An 18,113-nucleotide genomic window follows, 5' to 3' on the forward strand; every position below is an offset into this window, starting at 1 on the left:
GCGCGCGGGCCCTGCCGGTGGCAAAACGCCCGTAAACTCAGGGGGGTGGTGGATAAGACGACTGCGGACCCCCTGGTCGGGCGGCTCCTCGATGGGCGTTACCGCATCGAGAGCCGGATCGCCCGGGGCGGTATGGCGACCGTCTACCTGGCGCTCGACGTCCGGCTGGATCGCACTGTCGCGTTGAAGGTCATGCACCGCTCGCTCGCCGAGGACCCGGCCTTCGTCCGCAGGTTCATCGGCGAGGCCAAGTCGGTGGCCAGCCTGTCCCACCCCAACGTGGTGCACGTCTTCGACCAGGGCACCGACACCGACGTCGTCTACCTGTCGATGGAGTACGTGCCGGGCCGCACGCTGCGCGACATCCTGCGCGAGCGCGGCAGGCTGCCCGCCCGCGAGGCGCTGGAGATCATGATCCCGGTGCTGGCCGCCCTGGGCGCGGCCCACCAGGCCGGGATGGTCCACCGCGACGTGAAGCCCGAGAACGTGCTGATGACCGACGACGGCCGGGTCAAGGTCGTCGACTTCGGGCTGGCCAGGGCGATCGAGGCGACCAACCAGACCCGTACCGGCGTGATGATCGGCACGATCGGCTACATGTCGCCCGAGCAGGTCACCACCGGCGGCGCCGACGTGCGCAGCGACGTCTACGCCGCGGGCATCATGCTGTTCGAGCTGGTGACCGGGCAGCAGCCCTACGACGGCGAGACGCCGATGTCGGTGGCCTACCGGCACGTGCACGACACGGTGCCGCCGCCGTCGTCGCTGGTGCCCGAGGTGCCGCCGCTGATCGACACGCTGGTCGGGCACGCCACGGCCCGCGAGCCCCACGACCGCCCGGCCGACGCCACGGCGATGCTGGTGGAGGCGGTCGACGCCCACCGGATGTTGCCCCGGCTGAGCACCCCGCCGGCCATGACGGCGGTGTTCAACCAGTCGATGCCGCCGCGGCCGAGCGGCGCGGGCGCCCCGTCGATGCCGCTGGCCGCGCCCGCCCACACGCTGATCCAGCCGCGCGCCGAGGTGACGCCGCCGGTGTCGCCGCCGCCGCCGTCCGGACGTTCGTTCCGGCCCAACTGGTTCCTGGTCGCGCTCGCCGCGGTCATGGTCGTCGCGGTGGCGCTGACCGGCTGGTACTTCTCCCAGACCAAGTACGTGCAGGTGCCCGACCTGGTCGGCCAGAACATGGTGGTCGCCGAGCGCACCGCCACGGGCAAGGGCTTCAAGGTCAACAAGGTCGCCGGCGAGTACGACGAGGACACCCCCGAGGGGCTGGTGCTGCGTACCGACCCCGAGGGCAAGACCGAGCTGGAGAGCGGCAGCACGATCACGCTGGTGCCCTCGCTCGGCCCCAAGCGGGTGATCGTCCCCAGCGTCAGGGGCCTGACCAGCGACGAGGCCCGCATCAAGATCGCCGAGGCCGGGCTCACCGTGGGCAGCGTCAAGCGCCTGCCCAACGGCGAGGTCGAGCGGAACAAGGTGATCCGCAGCTCTCCCGAGGCCGGCGAGAAGGTCAAGGAGGGCGCGAAGGTCGGCATCTTCGTGAGCGCCGGCATGGTGATGCCCGACGTCACCGGCATGCCGAAGGACGAGGCCGCCGCCTACCTCGGGGGCCAGGGCTTCCAGGTGCAGGTCAACGAGGTCGACGACGACGCCGAGCCGTGCACGGTCATCGCCCAGGCGCCGAAGGCCAAGTCCGAGGTCGACAAGGGCACCCCCGCGATGATCACGGTGGCGCGCTGCCAGACCGACTTCTGGGACTGGTTCAAGGGCGACAACGAGGCCCGCGACGACCAGGAGTTCCGCCTGGTGCCCGCGGTCATCGGCAAGAACGTCAAGGACGCCAAGTCGGAGCTGGAGTCGCTGGGTTTCCGCGTGCGGGTCCAGCGGCTGGCCAACGGCGGCGTCGTGCAGTACCAGCGGCCGTTACCGAACAGTGAGCGGCCGCCCGGCGCGACCGTCTTCCTCTGGCAGTAGCGCGCCGGGTCAGGCCAGGTGCCCGTGCAGGCGCACCCTGGCCAGCCCGCCGTCGGGGTAGATGTCGACCCGTACGTGGGTGACCGGTTCGGGGTGGCCTAGCCGGAAGCGGTGGGGCGCGTCGGGCTGCAGCCGGGTCTTCGGCAGCAGCGTGACCTCGCGCCCGCCGGACAGACCGCCGGACAGACCGCCGGACAGCCCGGTGAGCGCGACGTGGCCGGGGGCGTTGAAGATCAGGTTCGTGGTGTCGATCTCGGCCAGACGCAGCAGGCCCGGCGCGGCCAGGCGGATGAGCAGCCAGTCGTTGCCCGGCTCGCGGCGGCGCGCGGTCTCCCAGCCCTCTGCCTGGTGGCGGGCCAGGCCGGGGGCGATGACGTTGTTCGGCGCGGAGTAGAACTCGTCGGAGCAGGCGGTGACCAGGCCGCCGTTCTGGAGGGCGGCCAGGTCGAGGCTCAGCCCGTCGTAGACGGACAGGTCGGGGCGTACCTCGCCGTGCACCCGCAGGCGGGCGATGCCGCCGTCGGGGTAGATGTTCAGGCGGACGTGGGTGTAGCGGGTGTCGTCGCCGGTGACCTCGACGTGGTGCTCGGCGTCGCCCCTGAGCGCGGTCCTCGGGACGATCTCCGTCCAGTCGGCGGCGGCCACCTCGGCGGGCGAGGGATGGCCGGGCACGGCGGCGGCCTCGACCGAGGCGTACGGCGGGTAGTTGCCCTTGAACCAGGCCGTGTCGATCACCACGCCGCGGATCGCGCCCGGCAGGCCCAGCCGCACCAGCGCCCAGTCGTGGCCGGGCGTGCGGCGGCGGCGGGTCTCCCAGCCGTCGTAGACCTGCCCCTTGTTGCCGAACGTCTCGGCGCGGAAGCCGGGGCGGCCCGGCCTGATCAGGCTCTCCTTCTCGGCGAAGGACTCGTCGCTGGCCGCCACGACCGCGCCGCCGAGGGTGCGCAGCGCCAGGTCGGGCAGGGCGGTGAAGCCGGGCATCTACTGCTCCCCCAGGATGAGGCGGCCGTGCGGCTCGCCGTCCACGGGACGGCCGCGCAGCCAGGTGGTCAGCACCGCGCCCTTGAGCAGGCGGCCGTGGTAGGGGGTGACGGGGTTGCGGTGGTGCAGGCGGGCGGCGTCCACCGGGTTGTCGGCGTCGGGGTCGAAGGCGACCAGGTCGGCGTCGCCGCCGGGGCGGATCGCGCCCTTGCCGGGGAGCCGGGCCGTCTCGGCGGGCGCGGCCGACATCCAGCGCACGACGTCGGCGAGGGTGTGGCCGCGCCGGGCGGCCTCCGTCCAGACCGCGGACAGGCCGAGCTGGAGGGAGGCGACACCGCCCCAGGCGGCGGCGAAGTCGGGCACCTTCAGGTCGGCGGGCGAGGGCGAGTGGTCGGAGACGACGCTGCTCAGCACGCCGCGGGCCAGGCCGTCCCACAGCAGCTCGCGGTTGGCGCGCGAGCGGATGGGCGGGCAGCACTTGTACGCCGTGCGCCCCTCGGGCACCTGCTCGGCCTCCAGCGTCAGGTAGTGGGGGCAGGTCTCGGCCGTGACCGCCACCCCGTCGGCCTGGGCCCGCGCCAGCACGTCGAGGCATTCGGCGCTGGAGACGTGCAGGACGTGCACGCGCGCGCCGGTCTCGGCGGCCAGCGCGACGACCTTGGCGACCGCGCTGCGCTCGGCGGCTCCCGGCCGCGACTCCAGGAACTCCCGGTACGTCGGCCCGCCCGGCTCGGCCAGCAGCTCGGGGTCCTCGGCGTGCACGACGACGAGCCCGCCGAACCCGGCGACCTCGCTCAGCAACGCCCGCAGCTCGGCCGTGGCGAGCGGCGGGAACTCCTCGACGCCCGACGGGGACATGAAGCACTTGAAGCCCCGGACGCCGCGCTCGTGCAGCGGCCGCAGCTCCTTGAGGTTGCCGGGGACCGCGCCGCCCCAGAACGCCACGTCCACGTGGCACTGCCCGCGGGCGGCCCGCAGCTTGGCCTCCAGGGCCTCCACGCTGACGGTCGGCGGCAGGGAGTTGAGCGGCATGTCCACGATCGTGGTGACGCCGCCCGCGGCGGCCGCCCTGGTGGCCGAGGCGAAGCCCTCCCAGTGGGTGCGGCCCGGCTCGTTGACGTGCACGTGCGTGTCCACCAGACCGGGGAGCAGGGGCAGGTCGCGCAGGTCGATGTCCTCGGCGGCGTCGAGGGGCTCGGCGTAGTCGTACAGGGCCTCGACGCGTTCGCCCCGTACGGCCACGGCCGCGGCCCGCTCCCCCTCGGGCGTGACCACCCTGCGGGAGCGGACGACGAGGTCGTGGACGGTCATCTGCCCTCCAAGTGCTCGGCGGCCACGCGGGCGGCCAGGCGTTCCAGCAGCGGCCCGGCCTCGGCCATGCAGCGGGCCGGGTCGGGCTCCAGGTCGGTCAGGGCGTAGGCGGCCTCGATGCCGGCGTCCTTGAGCTCGGTGTCGCCGAGGGTGCGCCGGCCGCAGACCGCGATCACCGGCACGCCCGCCCTGGCCGCCGCCTGGGCCACGCCGATCGGCGCCTTGCCGCGCAGGGACTGCTCGTCGAGCGAGCCCTCGCCGGTGATCACCAGTCGGGCGTCCTGGACGAGCGCGCCGAAGCCGAGCAGGTCGAGCAGGTATTCGATGCCGGGCCGCAGCTCGGCGTGGAGGAAGGCCAGCGCCGCGAACCCGACGCCGCCCGCCGCGCCCGCCCCGGGGGCTCCGGCGACGCCCATGGCGCGCGGGGTGTCGTCGTGCTCGACGGCGCCGACCAGGCCGTGGGTCTGGGTGGCGACGGCGGCCAGCCGGGACAGGCCCGCCTCCAGCACCTTGACGTCCTCAGGGGTCGCGCCCTTCTGCGGCCCGTAGACGGCGGCGGCTCCGTGCGGGCCGAGCAGCGGGTTGTCGACGTCGCTCGCCACCACGAACTCCACCCCGGAGACGTCGGCGAACCCGGACAGGTCGATGCGGGCCAGCCCGCGCAGCGCGGCGCCGCCGTCGGGCAGCTCGGCGCCGTCGTCGTCGAGCAGGCGCGCGCCGAGCGCCCGGACCAGGCCCGCTCCCCCGTCGGTGCAGGCGCTGCCGCCGAGCCCGAGGACGACCCGCCGGGCACCCCTGCGCAGGGCGTCGGCAATCAGCTCTCCGGTGCCGTAGGAGGTGGCGGTCAAGGGGGCGGGGCCGGCGGACAGCCGCCGCAGCCCGGACGCCTCGGCCAGCTCGATCACAGCCGTCGCCGTGCCGCCGGCCGCCCGCCAGGCGTACGCCGCGCTCACGCGTTCGCCGGTGGGCCCGGTGACCTCCACGGTGACGCGGTCGAACCCGCAGGCCACGGCCGCCTCGACGGTGCCGTCGCCGCCGTCGGCGACCGGCAGCTCGACCGTGGGCACCCCGAGCCCCGCCGACACCCGCGCCGCGACCTCGGCGGCCGTGAGGGAGCCCTTGAACTTGTCGGGTGCCACCAGAACCTGCTTTACCACTACGAACTCCCACAAGATGCTGAACAATGGCCGGACACGCCTTCCTGCCCGGTGCGAGCGGGCAGGAAGGCGTGACTCATCATCACATCAGCCCCCCGGCCGGCGGCGGCCGAGGGTAGGCGCCCTCAGTGAAACAGGCGGCCGCGCCCGCCGCCCATGGGCCGCGAGCACGAATCTGAGCGGCTTTGGCGGGTTCTGAGGTGTGTGATCCTCCAATTAGGCTCACATCCCGTAAGGAGGCGTTTCATGCGCATATCTGAGCGGGAGAGGCGGCGCCGGCTGGGCGTGCGCCACAGCCTGGCGGCCAAGGCGGCGACGCCGGAGGAGGCGACGGCCTCCGTGGTGGTGCTGCACGCCACCGACCCGGCGACCGTGTTCCTGTCGGCGGGCGCCCGGCTCACCGCGCCCGGGATCGAGCCGGTCGAGCGGGCCCTGTACGAGGACCGCACGCTGGTGCGCATGCACGGGATGCGCCGCACGGTGTTCGTGGTCCCGGCCGCGCTGGTGCCCGTCGTGCACCACTCCTCCACGCTCGCGGTCGCCACGAAGGTGCGCAGGGCGCTGGTCAAGGAGCTCACCGCGGCCGGCGGCTGGGACGAGACATGGCTGGCCGACGTGGAGTCGTCGGTGCTGCGCGTCCTGGCCGAGGAGGGCACGGCGACGGCGGCACGGCTGGGCCTGCTGGAGCCGCGGCTGCGCGAGCAGTTCCGGGTGGCCGTGGGCAAGCCGTACGAGGCGGTGCACAGCGTCGGGCAGCGGCTGATCACGCTGATGGGCATGGAGGGCCGGCTCGTCCGCCAGGGCCGCCCGTCCGGCTCGTGGACGAGCACGCAGCACCTGTGGGCCGTCGCCCCGCCCATGGAGGAGTCCACGGTCCCGCAGGCCCAGGCGGAGCTGGTGCGCCGCTGGCTGGCCGCGTTCGGCCCCGGCACGGAGGCCGACGTCAAGTGGTGGACCGGCTGGACGCTGCGCGAGGTGCGGGCCGCGCTGGCGGCCGTCGGCGCGGTGGAGGTCGAGCTGGACGAGGGCGCGGGCTACGTCCTGCCCGGCGATCTGGACGAGACGCCCGAGCCCGAGCCGTGGGCGGCGCTGCTGCCCGCCCTGGACCCGACGCCGATGGGCTGGCAGGGCCGCGACTGGTACCTGCCGAAGGAGCACCGGGCCGAGCTGTTCGACCGCAGCGGCAACGTCGGCCCGACCGTGTGGTGGGACGGGCGGGTCGTCGGCGGCTGGGGGCAGCGGCCCGGCGGCGAGATCGTCTGGCGGGCGCTCACCGACCTGGGCTCCGAGGCCGTGGCGGCCGTGGAGGCCGAGATCGCCGGCCTGGCTTCCTGGCTCGGCGGCGTGCGGATCACCCCGCGCTTCCGCACGCCCCTGGAGCGCGCGCTGGCGGAGTAGGGCGTCAGCGCACGCCCCTGGAACGCGCGCCGGCGGAGTAGGGCGTCAGGAGACCACGCGGATGAACTCCTCCAGCGAGTAACGCCCGTCCTGGTCGCTGTCGGCCTCCTGGCTCAGCGCCCCGAGGGCCTCGGCGGGCAGGTCGGGGAAGTGCCGCTTCAGCTCGGCCTCGCTGACGAAGCCGTCGCCGTCGGTGTCGATCTCGGCGAAGGTGCTCTTGAGCTGCGCCAGCCGCTCAGCGGGGAGTTCTGCCGACACGGGACCGCCTTTCGGTACCGAATATCACGTTCCGGACGTTCACCACCCTAGTGCTGGATCTCCCTGCCCGCCGAGTGCCCGCGCTCGGCCGCCAGCCGCATCAGCCTGCGGTGGGCCTCGGCGCCCGCCCGTCCGGCCGCGTCGTGGGACGTCGTGCGCAGCTCGCCGTCCTCGACCACGGTCCGGCCGCCGACCAGGACGCGGGCCACCGGCGGCGGGGGCCCGAACACCAGCGCGCACACCGGGTCGGCCACGGCGGCGGTGAAGGGCCCGCCGGTCCGCCACAGGACGACGTCGGCCAGCTTGCCCGGCTCCAGCGAGCCGAGCTCGGCCTCACGGCCCAGGTTGCGCGCCCCGCCCAGGGTGGCCAGCTCCAGCGCCTGGCGGGCCGACAGCGCGCGGGGGCCGTACCGGGCCCGCTGGAACAGCAGGGCCTGCCGCATCTCCCCGGCCAGCGAGGTCAGCTCGGAGGAGGCGCTGCCGTCCACGCCGAGGCCGACGTTCACCCCCATGCGCAGCATCTCCGACACACGGGCGATCCCGCTGCCCAGGCGGCCGTTGGAGGAGGGGCAGTGGGCCGCGCCCGTGCCGGTGCGGGCGAGCTTGGCGATGTCGGCGTCGCTGAGGTGCACGGCGTGCGCGAGCCACACGTCGGGCCCCAGCCAGCCGAGCTTGTCCAGGTAGTCGACCGGACGCAGGCCGAACCGCTCGGCGCAGTGCTCGTCCTCGTCGAGCGTCTCGGCCAGATGGGTGTGCAGGCGGACGCCCTTGGCCCTGGCCAGGGCCGCCGACTCCGTCATCAGCTCGGCGCTGGCCGAGAAGGGCGAGCACGGCGCGACCGCGACCCGCACCATCGAGGACGGCGACGGGTCGTGGTGGGCGTCCACCGCCTCGGCCGTCGCGGCCAGCACGTCGTCGAGCTGCTCGACCACCTCGTCCGGCGGCAGCCCGCCCTGCGAGCGGCCCAGGTCCATCGAGCCGCGCGCCGGGTGGAAGCGCAGGCCGATCTCCCGCGCCGCCTCGACCTCGGCCGCGAGCAGGTCGCCGCGGCCCTTGGGGAAGACGTAGTGGTGGTCGCTGGAGGTGGTGCAGCCGGACAGCGCCAGCCAGCCGAGCCCGGCCGTGGCCGCGCCCCTGACGACCTCGGCGTCCATGGCGGCCCAGACGTCGTAGAGCGCCACCAGCCACTCGAACAGGGTGGCGTCCTGGGCCAGCCCCTGGGAGGCCCACTGGTAGAGGTGGTGGTGGGTGTTGACCAGGCCGGGGGTGGCCAGGCAGCCGGAGCCGTCCACGCGCCGGGCGCCGGGGGTGGCGGGCGCGGGGCCGGGGCCGAGCGCGGCGATCCGGTCGCCCTCGACGACGAGGTGGCCCGAGGGGATCTCGGGGCCGGCGACGGGCGCGATGTGCACGTTCTCGATCAGCAGGGTCATCGGGACGCCTTCCGCGCGGCGGCCAGCCGGACCGCGTCGAGGATCTTCTCGTAGCCGGTGCAGCGGCACAGGTTGCCCGCCAGCGCCTCGCGGATCTCCGCGTCGGACGGCCGGGGCACGCGTTCGAGCAGGTCATGGGCCTGTACGACGAGCCCGGGGGTGCAGAACCCGCACTGCACGGCCCCGCACTCGACGAACGCCTCCTGCACCGGGTCGAGCCGGTCGCCGGCGGCCAGCCCCTCGACCGTGCGCACCTGCCGTCCCTCGGCCTGCCCGGCGGCGACCAGGCACGAGCAGACCGGCAGCCCGTCGAGACGGACCGTGCACGAGCCGCATTCGCCCTGCTCGCAGGCGTTCTTGGAGCCGGGGAGCCCGATCCGCTCGCGCAGCACGTACAGCAGGCTCTCCCCCTCCCAGACGTCGTCCACGCTGTGGGCGCGGCCGTTGACGGTGACGTTCAGGCGCATCAGGCGGCCCTCCTCGCGAGGTGGTCGGTCCAGGCCCAGGTGAGCGTGCGCCGGGCCATCACGCCGAGCGCGTGCACCCGGTAGGCGGCGGTGCCGCGCACGTCGTCGATCGGCGCGGCGGCCCGCGCGCACAGCTCGCCGAAGCGGGCCAGCAGCGCGGGGTCGAGCGGGGCGTGCCAGTCCAGCTCCCTGGCCAGCAGGTCCTCCGCCTCCAGGGCGCGGCGCGGCGTGGGCGCGGCCGAGCCGATCCCGGTGCCGACCCGCCGCTGGCCGGGGTGCAGCGCGACCGCGAACGAGCACACCGCGATCACCATGGCGTTGCGCGTGCCGACCTTGGAGAAGTACTGGGGCCCCTGGGCGGGTTCGACGCGCACGGCCCTGATCAGCTCGTCCGGCTCCAGGGCGGTGCGCTTGACCCCGAGGTAGAACTCGGCCGCGGGGATCAGCCGGGTGCCGCGCTCGCGCGACTCGGCCTCGACGACCGCGCCCGCCGCCAGCAGCGGCGGATGGCTGTCGCCCGCGGGCGAGGCCGCGCCGAGGTTGCCGGCGACCGTGCCGCGGTTGCGGATCTGCGGCGAGCCGACCGTGCGCGCGGCCTGCGCGAGCCCCGGCAGCACGCCGCCCAGCTCGTCCACGACCGTGGCGTACGTGACCCCCGCCCCGATCCGGCAGATGCCGTCGGTCATGTGCCATTCGCGCAGCTCGGCCACCTGGTTGAGGTCGAGCAGCGCCTCCGGCCTGCGCACGTCGAAGTTGATCTCGACCATCACGTCGGTGCCGCCCTGGACGGGCAGCGCTCCGGGCCGGTCCGCCTTGGCGGCCAGCGCCTCAGCCCACGTGGTGGGCCGCAGAAAGTCCATCGTCCTCACTCCCAGGCGAATCCCGCGTCGGGTGCGTCCTCACGCAGCACACTGCCCTCGATCAGCCCGTAGGGACGGTCGGCGGCGTAGAAGACCTCGTTCTCGTTGTCCAGGCCGAACGGCGACAGGTCGACCAGGAAGTGGTGCTTGTTGGGCAGCGTGAGCCGGACCTCGCAGACCTGCGGGCAGGTCGTCAGCACCCGCTCGCCCATCGCGTAGAGGGTCTGCTGCAACGACAGGCTGTGCGTCTGCGCGAAGGCGTCCAGCAGGCAGGCGCGCACCTGCGCGTACGGCGGGCGCCCGCCCGTCCCGATGTGCCGCCAGCGGGCGGTGACCGCGGTGGCCAGGACGCGGTCGGTCGTCGGCTGGAGGGTGGTGTACTCGTCCACGAGGTAGCCGTGGAACTCCGAGCCGGTCGAGTTCAGCACGACCAGGTCCGTCAGGCCGGACACGACGGTGGTGCGGCCGTCCCTGTCGTGGTGGACGACGCAGGTGCGCACCTCGCCGCCGTCGCGCACGAAGGAGTGCCGCGACGGGCCGGGGATGCGGTTCCAGGCGTACTCCTCGATCTCCACCCGGGCGTGGTGGATGGACGGGTGCGCGCGGACGTAGTGGCGGGCCAGTAAGAGGGCGAAGTCCTCGATCTCGCCGACGCCGTGCTTCCTGGCGAAGGCGTAGGCGGTGTTCTTCTGCGTGTCGGTGGGCAGGACGGCGGCGTTGCTGCCGTTCCTGTGCACCTCCTCCATGTCGCCCGACAGCGAGGTGCTGACGTTGATGTCCTTGAGGTGGTGGACGGCCCCGTCCCTGACCACGTGGACCAGCCTGGTCTCCGCCTTGCCGTAACGGTTGGGGCCGAGCTTGACGGTCATCTAGCTCCCTCGGTAGGTGGAGTAGGCGTACGGGCTGAGCAGCAGCGGCACGTGGTGGTGGGCTCCGGGGTCGGTGACGGTGAAGGCGATGACGACCTCGGGGTAGAAGGTGTCGGCCAGGTAGGCGCCGGTGTCGAAGACGACGCGGTGCACGCCCTCCCCGGTGTCCCAGCCCTTGATCCGGCCGTCGTCGTCGGTGCTGCCCCGGGCCAGCACGCGGCCCTCGTGCTCCAGCCGGACGCGCACCCCGGCGGCCGGGCGGCCCGAGACCGCGTCCAGGACGTGCGTCGAGAAGCTCATCTCCCCTCCCCTTCCATGAGCCTCCCCAGCCGGAGCCGGGTGATCTTGACCAGTTCGTCGCGGACGACCCCGCGCTCGGTCTCCTCGTCGTTGTCCAGCCGGGCGCGTAGCCGGGCCAGCAGCTCGGCTCCGCTCAGGCCGGCGGCGCAGACCAGGTAGACGTACCCGAACCGCTCCTCGTACGCGCGGTTGCCCGCGGCCAGCGCGGCCCGGAGTTCCCCGGCCCCCGGCGCGTCCGCGTGCGCGCCCGCCTGCTCCTGGCGCGACCAGCGCGACTCCCGGCCGTCCCCGGAGGGGCGTTCCCCGATGCGCGGGTGGGCCGCCAGCGCCTCCAGCACGTCGGGCCACTCCAGCTCGCGCACCGCCGCCTCGGCGGCCTCGGCGAGCCGTTCCGGGGCGGCGTAGGGCCTGCGGGCGGCCACCGCCGCCGCGAACGCGCGGGAGGCGCAGCAGGCCAGCAGCTCCGCCTCCGCCTCCGCGCGCGGCCGCCGGTTGAACGCGGCCAGGGAGTTGCACATGTCAGCAGTACACACACGGGCCCGGTTCCCGGTCCATCCGTGAGAACTCCCAAGTACGCAACGGGATGGCCAGGACTTTTCGTGTCATGCTCCAACCCGGCCCCGGCCGGGACGCCCCTGAGCTGCGCCTACACTGGGAGCCATCATGACCTTGACATCCCTGATCGGCGGGCACGTGTCCGTCACCGGCGGCCTGGCGACCGGCGGCCTGAAGTACATGGCCGAGATCGGCGCCGAGATGGTCCAGGTGTTCGTCACCAACCCGCGCGGCTGGGCGCTCAACGACGGCAAGCCCGCCGAGGACGCCAAGCTCGCCGAGTCCGGCGTCACCGCCTTCATCCACGTCCCGTACCTGGTGAACTTCGGCTCGCCCAACCCCGAGACGCTGGCCAACTCCATCGCCGTCGTCCGCCACGGGCTGCGGCGCGGGGTGGAGACCGGCGCCAAGGGCGTCGTCGTCCACACCGGTTCGGCCGTCACGCAGTCCCGCGACGACGCGCTGCGGCAGATCCGCGAGACCCTGCTGCCGCTGCTCGACGAGATCCCCGAGGGCGGCCCCGACCTGCTGCTGGAGCCCATGGCGGGCCAGGGCGCGATGCTCTGCGCGACCGTCCAGGACCTGGAGCCCTATCTCGCCGCGCTCGACTGGCACCCGCGGGCCTGCGTCTGCCTCGACACCTGCCACGCCTTCGCCGCCGGCCACGACCTGGCCGCCGAGGGCGGGGTGCGGGAGACGTTCGACGCCCTGCACGCCATCGCGCCCGGCCGGCTCAAGCTCATCCACGCCAACGACAGCAAGGACGTGTGCGGGGCCAAGAAGGACCGGCACGAGAACATCGGCGCGGGCCACATCGGCGCGCAGCCGTTCGCCGAGATCATGCGGCATCCGGCGGTGGCGGGCGTGCCGATCTGCATCGAGACGCCCGGCAAGGCCGACAAGCACCGTGAGGACATCGAGCTGCTGAAGAAGCTCCGCGACGAGGGCTGACCCGGGGCGATCCCCGGCAACGGGGATGAAAGCCCCTCCTGGTCATCAATCGTGATAGGGGCGCCTGCTCGCACGATCCGGCCGCCCCCGAAGGCCGGATCGCGGGGCCGGGGTCCGTGGCCTCCGCAGGCGCCCCTTCACCTGATCGGCAGGCGGGCCCTACCCCCCGGTCAAAGGCCCGACAGCCGTGGTGACCTGGCTGGTCACCGGTGAAGCCGACGCATCAGGCCCTTGCTTGGGCCTTGCGGCCCGTCCCCCCCGATGCGCCGGGTGGCTTCGATGCCGAAACACTACGGTCGCGATCTTGTGGGCGAAACCCTGTTTACGGTCAGCTCGCTGAGCGGTCTGTAGTCATCGACATACGGAGGGTGGCCGGGCGGCGAGCGGTCACCGGCGAGCGACGAACGGCAGATTCATGGGTCCTCCCAGCGGCCGGCGGGCACCTGAAGGGCATCGCGGGAACCGCCGCCAAGGGCCCGCCCCCGACGTGACCTGGGAAATCTTTTACCATCGCGCCGGCAGACGACCCGGCGGCCGGGGGCCCGGCGCCCGCCGGACACGCCCAGCTTCACGCCCACCCATCGGCACCAGCCCGCGGGGACGCGCGGGCCGGCGGTCAGGAGAAGACGCCGCGATGCTGGCGGACGAGCTGTTCGCGCACCTGACGGCTGTGCCGCCGGCTGACCTGCAGTGTCTCGGTGCCGACGGTGAGCGTGACCCGGCCGCCCTCGAAACGCAGTTCCCTGACGTGCCGGGCCGAGACCAGGGTGCTGCGGTGAACGCGGATGAACCCCGCCTCCGACCAGCGGCGTTCGAGCGCGGCCAGCGACATGCGGACGAGGTAGCTGCCGTCGCCGGTGTGCAGCCGCACGTAGTCGCCCTTGGCCTCGGCGAACCAGATGGCCTGCTGCGGCACGAACCTGGTGCGCCCGCCCAGCTCGACCGGGATCACGTCGTCCTGGCTCGGCTCGGCGAGCGGCGCGGAGGCCGCCTCCAGCCGCCTGACCGCCTCCGCCAGGCGCTCGGCCCGGACCGGTTTGAGCAGGTAGTCGACGGCCTCCAGCTCGAACGCCTGCACCGCGCACTCCTCGTGCGCCGTGACGAACACCAGCTTGGGCGGGCTCGGGAAGCCGCCGACCAGCCGGGCGAGGTCGAGGCCGTCGAGGCCCGGCATCCGGATGTCGAGGAAGATCGCGTCGAGCCGCTCGCCGCCGCCGATCATCTGCACCATGTCCTGCAGCGCGGTGACGCCGTCGGCCGCGGTGGCGACGTGTTCGATTCTCGTGTCCTGGCGCAGCAGGTAGGCGAGCTCCTCAAGAGCGGGCACCTCGTCGTCGACTGCCAGGACCCTCAGCATGGCCTCCACGCTGCCGTATCAAAGCAAAGGTCACAAGCGACACGCCAGCTCTGGGTAAGGAATTGACTACAGTGAGGTGAATTGCGTCTTCGGGACGCGCAGCCGTACCCGGGTGCCGGCGCCGAGGGCGGTCTCCACCACGAGGCCGTAGCCGTCGCCGTAGATCTGGCGCATGCGCAGGTCCACGTTGGCCAGGCCGATGCCGCCGCCCTCGCGGGCCGGATCGCCGTCGAGCATGCGCCTGGCGCACTCGGGGTCCATGCCGGCGCCGTCGTCCTCGACGGTGATGTGGGCCTCGGGGCCGGCGTCGCGGACCACGACCCGCACCTCGCCGCCGCCGCGCCGGCCGCGCATGCCGTGCTTGATGGCGTTCTCCACCAGCGGCTGCAGGCACAGGAACGGCACCGGCACCGGCAGCACCTCGGGCGCGACCTGCAGGCTGAAGCGCAGCTTGTCGCCGAAGCGGGCGCGCTCCAGCAGCAGGTACCGGTCGACGCAGGTCAGCTCGTCGGCCAGGGTGGTGAAGTCGTGGGCCCGGCGCAGGGCGTAACGGGAGAAGTCGGCGAAGTCGAGCAACAGCTCGCGGGCGCGCTTGGGGTTCGTCCGGACGAACGAGGCGATCGTGGTCAGCGCGTTGTAGACGAAGTGCGGCGAGATCTGGGCGCGCAGCGCGCGCATCTCGGCCTCCAGCGCCCGCCGCCGGGAGGCGTCGAGGTCGGCCAGCTCCAGCTGCCCCGACACCCAGCGGCCCAGCTCGGTCACGGCGCGCACGAGCGCCGCGCTGACCTCCTCGTCGAAGGCCGCCAGCGTGCCCACGACCGTGTCGTCCACCGTCAGCGGCACGACCACGGCCCCGTGCGGCCGCCCGGCGAACACCTGCGCCCGCCCGGCGGCCAGCGTGGTGCGGGCGTAGGTGAGCACGTCGTCGGTGCACGGGCCGTTCCAGGCCAGCGCGGCGTCGGTGGAGGTGATCGCGACGGCCCGGGTGCCGAGCAGCGCGTGCAGGTGGCGTACGGCCTTGCGCGCCGAGTCGCGGTCGAGCCCGCCGCGCAGGGCGGGTGCGGCCAGCCCCGCGACGTGCAGCGCGGTGAAGGTGGCCTCGTGTTTGCCGCCTTCGGGGAGCGCGGGGCGGCGCGTCCTGGCGCAGGCGTAGCCGAGGAGGAAGAGCAGGAGGGAGAGCGCCACGCATGCGGTGGTCTGCATGCGCAAAACCGTAGCCAATAACCGGTCGTGTTCGGGTGGAAACCCGCAGCGAAGTCTACGGGGGGCCCTCGCCGGGTTCCTCCTGGTAGGAGTAGCGCTGTTCACGCCAGGGATCGGCCAGGTTGTGGTATCCGCGCTCCTCCCAGAAGCCGCGCCGGTCCTCCAGGAGGTATTCGACGGCGCGCACCCACTTGACGCTCTTCCACGCGTACAGGTGGGGGACCACGATGCGCACGGGGAAACCGCGGTCGGGGCTGAGCGGCTTCTCGTCCAGTTCGGTGGCGAACAGGGTGTCGGGGGCGGCGAAGTCGGACATGCGGAGGTTGGCGCTGTAGCCGTACTCGGCCCAGATCATGACGTGGCGCACGCCGGGGTCGGGCGGCGCGAGCTCCATGATCGTGGCCGGGGTGACGCCCCGCCACTCGTTGGCCATGAGGGAGAACTTGGTGACGCAGTGGAAGTCGGCGACGCGCGTGGCCCGGGGCAGCAGCTCGAAGTCCGCCCACGTCAGGCAGTGCTCCTCGCCGGAGGCCGTGGCGCCGAACACGCGGAAGTCCCAGCTGTCCGGCTTGAACGCGGGCACCCTGCCATAGTGGATCACGGGGCGGCCGCGCGGGACGTACTGGCCTGGAGGCAGGCGCGACTCCTCCACGATCACTCCCCTCACCGATCTCGCGTCTTGGGCCATCCTGCCATCGCCGCGCCCGCGCCCCGCGTCCGGGGCTGCGGCCGGGCCTTTCGTACTCAGGAGTAACTTGAGTACGAAAGCCCATGCGACGGTCTGGCCTGCGAGATCACCATGAACTCATGAGCAAGCCCATCCGTCCCACGCAGACCGCCGCGTTCTACGTCCAGGCGGTCCTGTCGTTCGCCGTCTCCGTGTCGTCCGTGGTGATCGCTCTGATCTACCTGCCGGCCTCCGGCTGGATCAGGGCGTTCCTCGCGCTCGGCCTGCTGTACGTGGTCACCTCCACGGTCAACCTGTGCAAGGTCGTCCGCGACCGGCAGGAGCTGGCCGAGGTCACCAACCGCGTGGACCAGGCCAGGCTGGACAAGCTGCTGGCCGAGCACGACCCGTTCAAGGTCGACGCGGCCTGAGCTACAGCGTGTACTCCTGGATCGAGTCGGCGAGCTGCACGCACAGCTCCTCGGCGTCGAGCCGCTTCTCGATCTGCTTGAGGTCGTCGATCTTGGCCCGCGTCTCGGCGCGCTTGGGAGCCAGCAGGGAGCAGCAGTCCTCGTCGGGCAGCTCCGAGATCTCCAGCGTGCCGATGCGCCGGGCCTCGGCCATGATCTCGGTCTTGTCCCAGCCCACGAGCGGGCGCAGGATCGGCAGGTCGACCGCGTTGTCCTGGGCGGTGATGTTGGCCAGCGTCTGGGAGGAGACCTGGCCGAGCGCGTCGCCGGTGATCAGCGCGCCGGCGCGGATGCGGTGGGCGACCTCCTCGGCCGTCTTCAGCATGAGCCGCCGCTGGGCGATCACGGCCAGGCGGTCCTGGCCCGAGTTGCGGATCGACTGCTGCGCCTTGCCGAACGGCACCACCCACAGCCGCGACCTGCCCTGGAACCGGTCGAGCTTCCTGACCAGCGCGTACGCCTTGTAGATCGACTCGGAGGTGGTGAACGGGATGCCGGAGAAGTGCAGGAAGTCGACGTGCAGGCCGCGCTTCATCATCCGGTAGGCCGCCACCGGCGAGTCGATGCCGCCCGACATGAGCACCAGCGCCCGGCCGCTGCTGCCGACCGGCAGGCCGCCCTGGCCGGGGATGCCGTCGGTGAAGACGAACACCTCGTCCCGGTCGACCTCGATGAAGACGGTCAGCTCGGGGTTCTTCAGGTCGACGGGCAGGTGGTACTCGTCGTTGATCGCGCCGCCGACCAGCCGGTCGAGCTCGTTGGAGCGCAGCGGGAAACGCTTGTCGCGGCGGCGCGAGCGCACCGCGAAGCGGGCCCCGCGGGCGACCTCCTCGCGGTCGCGGATCAGCTCCAGGCCGGCCTTGAGCACGGTGTCGGGGTCCTTGGCCACCCGCCAGGCGCGGTGGATCCACACCAGGCCGGGCACGTCGGCGACCCGCCGGGCCACCGCGTCGGCCTGCTCGACGTCCGATCCCTCGGGCAGGAAGATCGCGACGACGCCGTGACGCCGGCGCACGTCGGTCTTGAGGCCGAGATCCTGCAGCGCGAAGCGGATGTTGTCGATCAGGCGACGCTCGAACAGCTCACGGTTCTTGCCCTTGAGAACGATCTCGCCCAGCTTGAGCAGAACGCATGGCTCGCCCAGGGCGGACATCGTCATGGTGGAACCTCCGGGGAAGACGGGGAAAGCGCGGCCGCTAGGAAGGCAACGCCGCGACCTGTCGAGTTTAGTCCGCGTCGAGGCCCTGCTCGATCGCATATCGGACCAGTTCCACCCGGTTGTGCAACTGGAGCTTGCTCAGCGTGTTCTGCACGTGGTTCTGGACCGTGCGGTGCGAGAGCACCAGGCGGTCGGCGACCTGCCGGTAGGTCAGGCCCTTGGCGACCAGCCTGAGCACCTCCGTCTCGCGCTCGGTCAGCCTGGGGCCGTCGTCGTCGGCGCGTCCGGCGGCGGGACGCGCGGCCAGCCGCCGGTACTCCCCGAGCACCAGCCCGGCCAGGCCCGGCGTGAAGACGGCGTCGCCCTCGGCGGTGCGGCGGACGGCGTCGAGGAACTCCTCCCGGCTCGCCGACTTCACCAGGTATCCGGACGCGCCCGCCTTGACGGCCGCCAGCACGTCGTCCTGCTCGGCGCTGGCCGACAACACCAGGACCTTGGGCGCCGGCTCGGCCCCGGCCAGCCCGGCGGCCACCTCCGCGCCGGACATGTCGGGCAGGCGCAGATCCAGCACGACGACCTGGGGGCGTACGGCCGCGGCCGCCCTGATCGCCTGCCGCCCCTCCCCCACCACGGCCACGACCTCGTAGCCCGCCTCGGACAGATCCCTGGCCACGCCGTCGCGCCACATGGGATGGTCGTCCACCACCATGACCCGCACCATGACGTCACTCTAACCGGGCCGC

The 18,113-nt window shown here is 73.1% G+C and carries 19 protein-coding genes; 4 read left to right on the forward strand and 15 right to left on the reverse strand.

The genetic code is table 11. The features are described 5' to 3' along the window. The first annotated feature begins 48 nt into the window (after positions 1 to 48). Entirely contained in the window at positions 49 to 1,977 is a 1,929-nt protein-coding gene (gene pknB / locus AB0J76_RS26100; RefSeq protein WP_352326767.1) for a Stk1 family PASTA domain-containing Ser/Thr kinase, read from the forward strand. A 9-nt stretch (positions 1,978 to 1,986) separates the two neighbouring features. Here the strand turns inward: pknB and alc are convergent, their stop codons facing one another. Genes alc through AB0J76_RS26115 form a run of 3 tightly spaced genes read right to left on the reverse strand, consistent with a single transcriptional unit; the run spans position 1,987 to position 5,408 of the window. After that, a complete protein-coding gene (alc, locus tag AB0J76_RS26105) occupies positions 1,987 to 2,958 on the reverse strand; it encodes an allantoicase (protein ID WP_352326768.1) in 972 nt (323 codons plus the stop codon). Then, positions 2,959 to 4,269, reverse strand: a complete 1,311-nt coding sequence (gene allB / locus AB0J76_RS26110) for an allantoinase AllB (RefSeq protein ID WP_352326769.1) — start codon at positions 4,267 to 4,269, stop codon at positions 2,959 to 2,961. Continuing rightward, positions 4,266 to 5,408 carry a glycerate kinase gene (locus AB0J76_RS26115; protein ID WP_352326770.1) on the reverse strand — a complete coding sequence of 381 codons (1,143 nt, stop codon included), beginning with the start codon at positions 5,406 to 5,408 and terminating at the stop codon, positions 4,266 to 4,268. The genes allB and AB0J76_RS26115 overlap by 4 nt, the downstream gene beginning before the upstream one ends. 264 nt (positions 5,409 to 5,672) lie before the next feature. On the opposite strand from AB0J76_RS26115, the gene AB0J76_RS26120 reads away from it, so the two are divergent. After that, positions 5,673 to 6,824, forward strand: coding sequence for a winged helix DNA-binding domain-containing protein (locus tag AB0J76_RS26120; protein ID WP_352326771.1), 1,152 nt, complete (start codon positions 5,673 to 5,675; stop codon positions 6,822 to 6,824). A 45-nt stretch (positions 6,825 to 6,869) separates the two neighbouring features. Here AB0J76_RS26120 and AB0J76_RS26125 read toward each other — a convergent pair whose 3' ends face one another. From AB0J76_RS26125 to uraD, 7 genes are read right to left on the reverse strand one after another with little or no spacing between them, the layout of a single operon-like run. Beyond that, on the reverse strand, positions 6,870 to 7,082 hold the full coding sequence (locus tag AB0J76_RS26125; protein WP_352326772.1) for an EF-hand domain-containing protein: 213 nt from the start codon (positions 7,080 to 7,082) through the stop codon (positions 6,870 to 6,872). Between the two features lie 47 nt (positions 7,083 to 7,129). Then, positions 7,130 to 8,512, reverse strand: a complete 1,383-nt coding sequence (locus AB0J76_RS26130; protein WP_352326773.1) for an 8-oxoguanine deaminase — start codon at positions 8,510 to 8,512, stop codon at positions 7,130 to 7,132. Beyond that, a complete protein-coding gene (locus AB0J76_RS26135; RefSeq protein ID WP_352326774.1) occupies positions 8,509 to 8,979 on the reverse strand; it encodes a (2Fe-2S)-binding protein in 471 nt (156 codons plus the stop codon). The genes AB0J76_RS26130 and AB0J76_RS26135 overlap by 4 nt, the downstream gene beginning before the upstream one ends. Next, positions 8,979 to 9,839, reverse strand: a complete 861-nt coding sequence (locus AB0J76_RS26140) for a xanthine dehydrogenase family protein subunit M (RefSeq protein ID WP_352326775.1) — start codon at positions 9,837 to 9,839, stop codon at positions 8,979 to 8,981. The genes AB0J76_RS26135 and AB0J76_RS26140 overlap by 1 nt, the downstream gene beginning before the upstream one ends. 5 nt (positions 9,840 to 9,844) lie before the next feature. Beyond that, positions 9,845 to 10,708, reverse strand: coding sequence for a factor-independent urate hydroxylase (gene pucL, locus AB0J76_RS26145; RefSeq protein WP_352326776.1), 864 nt, complete (start codon positions 10,706 to 10,708; stop codon positions 9,845 to 9,847). Continuing rightward, a complete protein-coding gene (gene uraH / locus AB0J76_RS26150; RefSeq protein WP_352326777.1) occupies positions 10,709 to 11,008 on the reverse strand; it encodes a hydroxyisourate hydrolase in 300 nt (99 codons plus the stop codon). Next, the gene (uraD, locus tag AB0J76_RS26155; RefSeq protein ID WP_352326778.1) at positions 11,005 to 11,526 is read right to left on the reverse strand and encodes a 2-oxo-4-hydroxy-4-carboxy-5-ureidoimidazoline decarboxylase; all 522 of its coding nucleotides are present in this window, start codon (positions 11,524 to 11,526) and stop codon (positions 11,005 to 11,007) included. Before uraD ends, uraH begins: the two co-directional genes overlap by 4 nt. A gap of 145 nt (positions 11,527 to 11,671) precedes the next feature. Between uraD and AB0J76_RS26160 the strand changes: the two genes are divergently transcribed. Then, positions 11,672 to 12,514, forward strand: a complete 843-nt coding sequence (locus tag AB0J76_RS26160; RefSeq protein ID WP_352326779.1) for a deoxyribonuclease IV — start codon at positions 11,672 to 11,674, stop codon at positions 12,512 to 12,514. A 616-nt stretch (positions 12,515 to 13,130) separates the two neighbouring features. Here AB0J76_RS26160 and AB0J76_RS26165 read toward each other — a convergent pair. From AB0J76_RS26165 to AB0J76_RS26175, 3 genes are all read right to left on the reverse strand, one after another. After that, on the reverse strand, positions 13,131 to 13,871 hold the full coding sequence (locus AB0J76_RS26165) for a LytTR family DNA-binding domain-containing protein (protein ID WP_352326780.1): 741 nt from the start codon (positions 13,869 to 13,871) through the stop codon (positions 13,131 to 13,133). Between the two features lie 66 nt (positions 13,872 to 13,937). After that, positions 13,938 to 15,074: a histidine kinase gene (locus AB0J76_RS26170; protein WP_364390695.1), complete on the reverse strand. Its 1,137-nt coding sequence runs from the start codon at positions 15,072 to 15,074 to the stop codon at positions 13,938 to 13,940. 55 nt (positions 15,075 to 15,129) lie between these two features. Then, positions 15,130 to 15,726 (reverse strand): molybdopterin-dependent oxidoreductase, encoded by a 597-nt coding sequence (locus AB0J76_RS26175; protein WP_352330710.1) that lies wholly within the window; start codon positions 15,724 to 15,726, stop codon positions 15,130 to 15,132. A gap of 155 nt (positions 15,727 to 15,881) precedes the next feature. On the opposite strand from AB0J76_RS26175, the gene AB0J76_RS26180 reads away from it, so the two are divergent. Continuing rightward, the gene (locus AB0J76_RS26180; RefSeq protein WP_352330712.1) at positions 15,882 to 16,172 is read left to right on the forward strand and encodes a YiaA/YiaB family inner membrane protein; all 291 of its coding nucleotides are present in this window, start codon (positions 15,882 to 15,884) and stop codon (positions 16,170 to 16,172) included. A 1-nt stretch (position 16,173) separates the two neighbouring features. Here AB0J76_RS26180 and thiI read toward each other — a convergent pair whose 3' ends face one another. Continuing rightward, a complete protein-coding gene (thiI, locus tag AB0J76_RS26185; RefSeq protein ID WP_352330713.1) occupies positions 16,174 to 17,370 on the reverse strand; it encodes a tRNA uracil 4-sulfurtransferase ThiI in 1,197 nt (398 codons plus the stop codon). Between the two features lie 67 nt (positions 17,371 to 17,437). Continuing rightward, positions 17,438 to 18,091: a response regulator transcription factor gene (locus AB0J76_RS26190; protein WP_364331652.1), complete on the reverse strand. Its 654-nt coding sequence runs from the start codon at positions 18,089 to 18,091 to the stop codon at positions 17,438 to 17,440. Positions 18,092 to 18,113: the final 22 nt, after the last annotated feature.

Origin of the sequence: Nonomuraea sp. NPDC049624 (assembly GCF_040675255.1) — a bacterium.
Lineage (GTDB): Bacteria > Actinomycetota > Actinomycetes > Streptosporangiales > Streptosporangiaceae > Nonomuraea.

What these genes read in the sequence shown, in the direction of transcription:
- alc (WP_352326768.1), bottom strand. Translation starts at nt 2,958, where the DNA reads ATGCCCGGCTTCACCGCCCTGCCCGACCTGGCGCTGCGCACCCTCGGC.
- allB (WP_352326769.1), bottom strand. Translation starts at nt 4,269, where the DNA reads ATGACCGTCCACGACCTCGTCGTCCGCTCCCGCAGGGTGGTCACGCCC.
- AB0J76_RS26120 (WP_352326771.1), top strand. Translation starts at nt 5,673, where the DNA reads ATGCGCATATCTGAGCGGGAGAGGCGGCGCCGGCTGGGCGTGCGCCAC.
- AB0J76_RS26130 (WP_352326773.1), bottom strand. Translation starts at nt 8,512, where the DNA reads ATGACCCTGCTGATCGAGAACGTGCACATCGCGCCCGTCGCCGGCCCC.
- AB0J76_RS26135 (WP_352326774.1), bottom strand. Translation starts at nt 8,979, where the DNA reads ATGCGCCTGAACGTCACCGTCAACGGCCGCGCCCACAGCGTGGACGAC.
- AB0J76_RS26140 (WP_352326775.1), bottom strand. Translation starts at nt 9,839, where the DNA reads ATGGACTTTCTGCGGCCCACCACGTGGGCTGAGGCGCTGGCCGCCAAG.
- pucL (WP_352326776.1), bottom strand. Translation starts at nt 10,708, where the DNA reads ATGACCGTCAAGCTCGGCCCCAACCGTTACGGCAAGGCGGAGACCAGG.
- uraH (WP_352326777.1), bottom strand. Translation starts at nt 11,008, where the DNA reads ATGAGCTTCTCGACGCACGTCCTGGACGCGGTCTCGGGCCGCCCGGCC.
- uraD (WP_352326778.1), bottom strand. Translation starts at nt 11,526, where the DNA reads ATGTGCAACTCCCTGGCCGCGTTCAACCGGCGGCCGCGCGCGGAGGCG.
- AB0J76_RS26160 (WP_352326779.1), top strand. Translation starts at nt 11,672, where the DNA reads ATGACCTTGACATCCCTGATCGGCGGGCACGTGTCCGTCACCGGCGGC.
- AB0J76_RS26165 (WP_352326780.1), bottom strand. Translation starts at nt 13,871, where the DNA reads ATGCTGAGGGTCCTGGCAGTCGACGACGAGGTGCCCGCTCTTGAGGAG.
- AB0J76_RS26170 (WP_364390695.1), bottom strand. Translation starts at nt 15,074, where the DNA reads ATGCAGACCACCGCATGCGTGGCGCTCTCCCTCCTGCTCTTCCTCCTC.
- AB0J76_RS26180 (WP_352330712.1), top strand. Translation starts at nt 15,882, where the DNA reads ATGAGCAAGCCCATCCGTCCCACGCAGACCGCCGCGTTCTACGTCCAG.
- thiI (WP_352330713.1), bottom strand. Translation starts at nt 17,370, where the DNA reads ATGACGATGTCCGCCCTGGGCGAGCCATGCGTTCTGCTCAAGCTGGGC.
- AB0J76_RS26190 (WP_364331652.1), bottom strand. Translation starts at nt 18,091, where the DNA reads ATGGTGCGGGTCATGGTGGTGGACGACCATCCCATGTGGCGCGACGGC.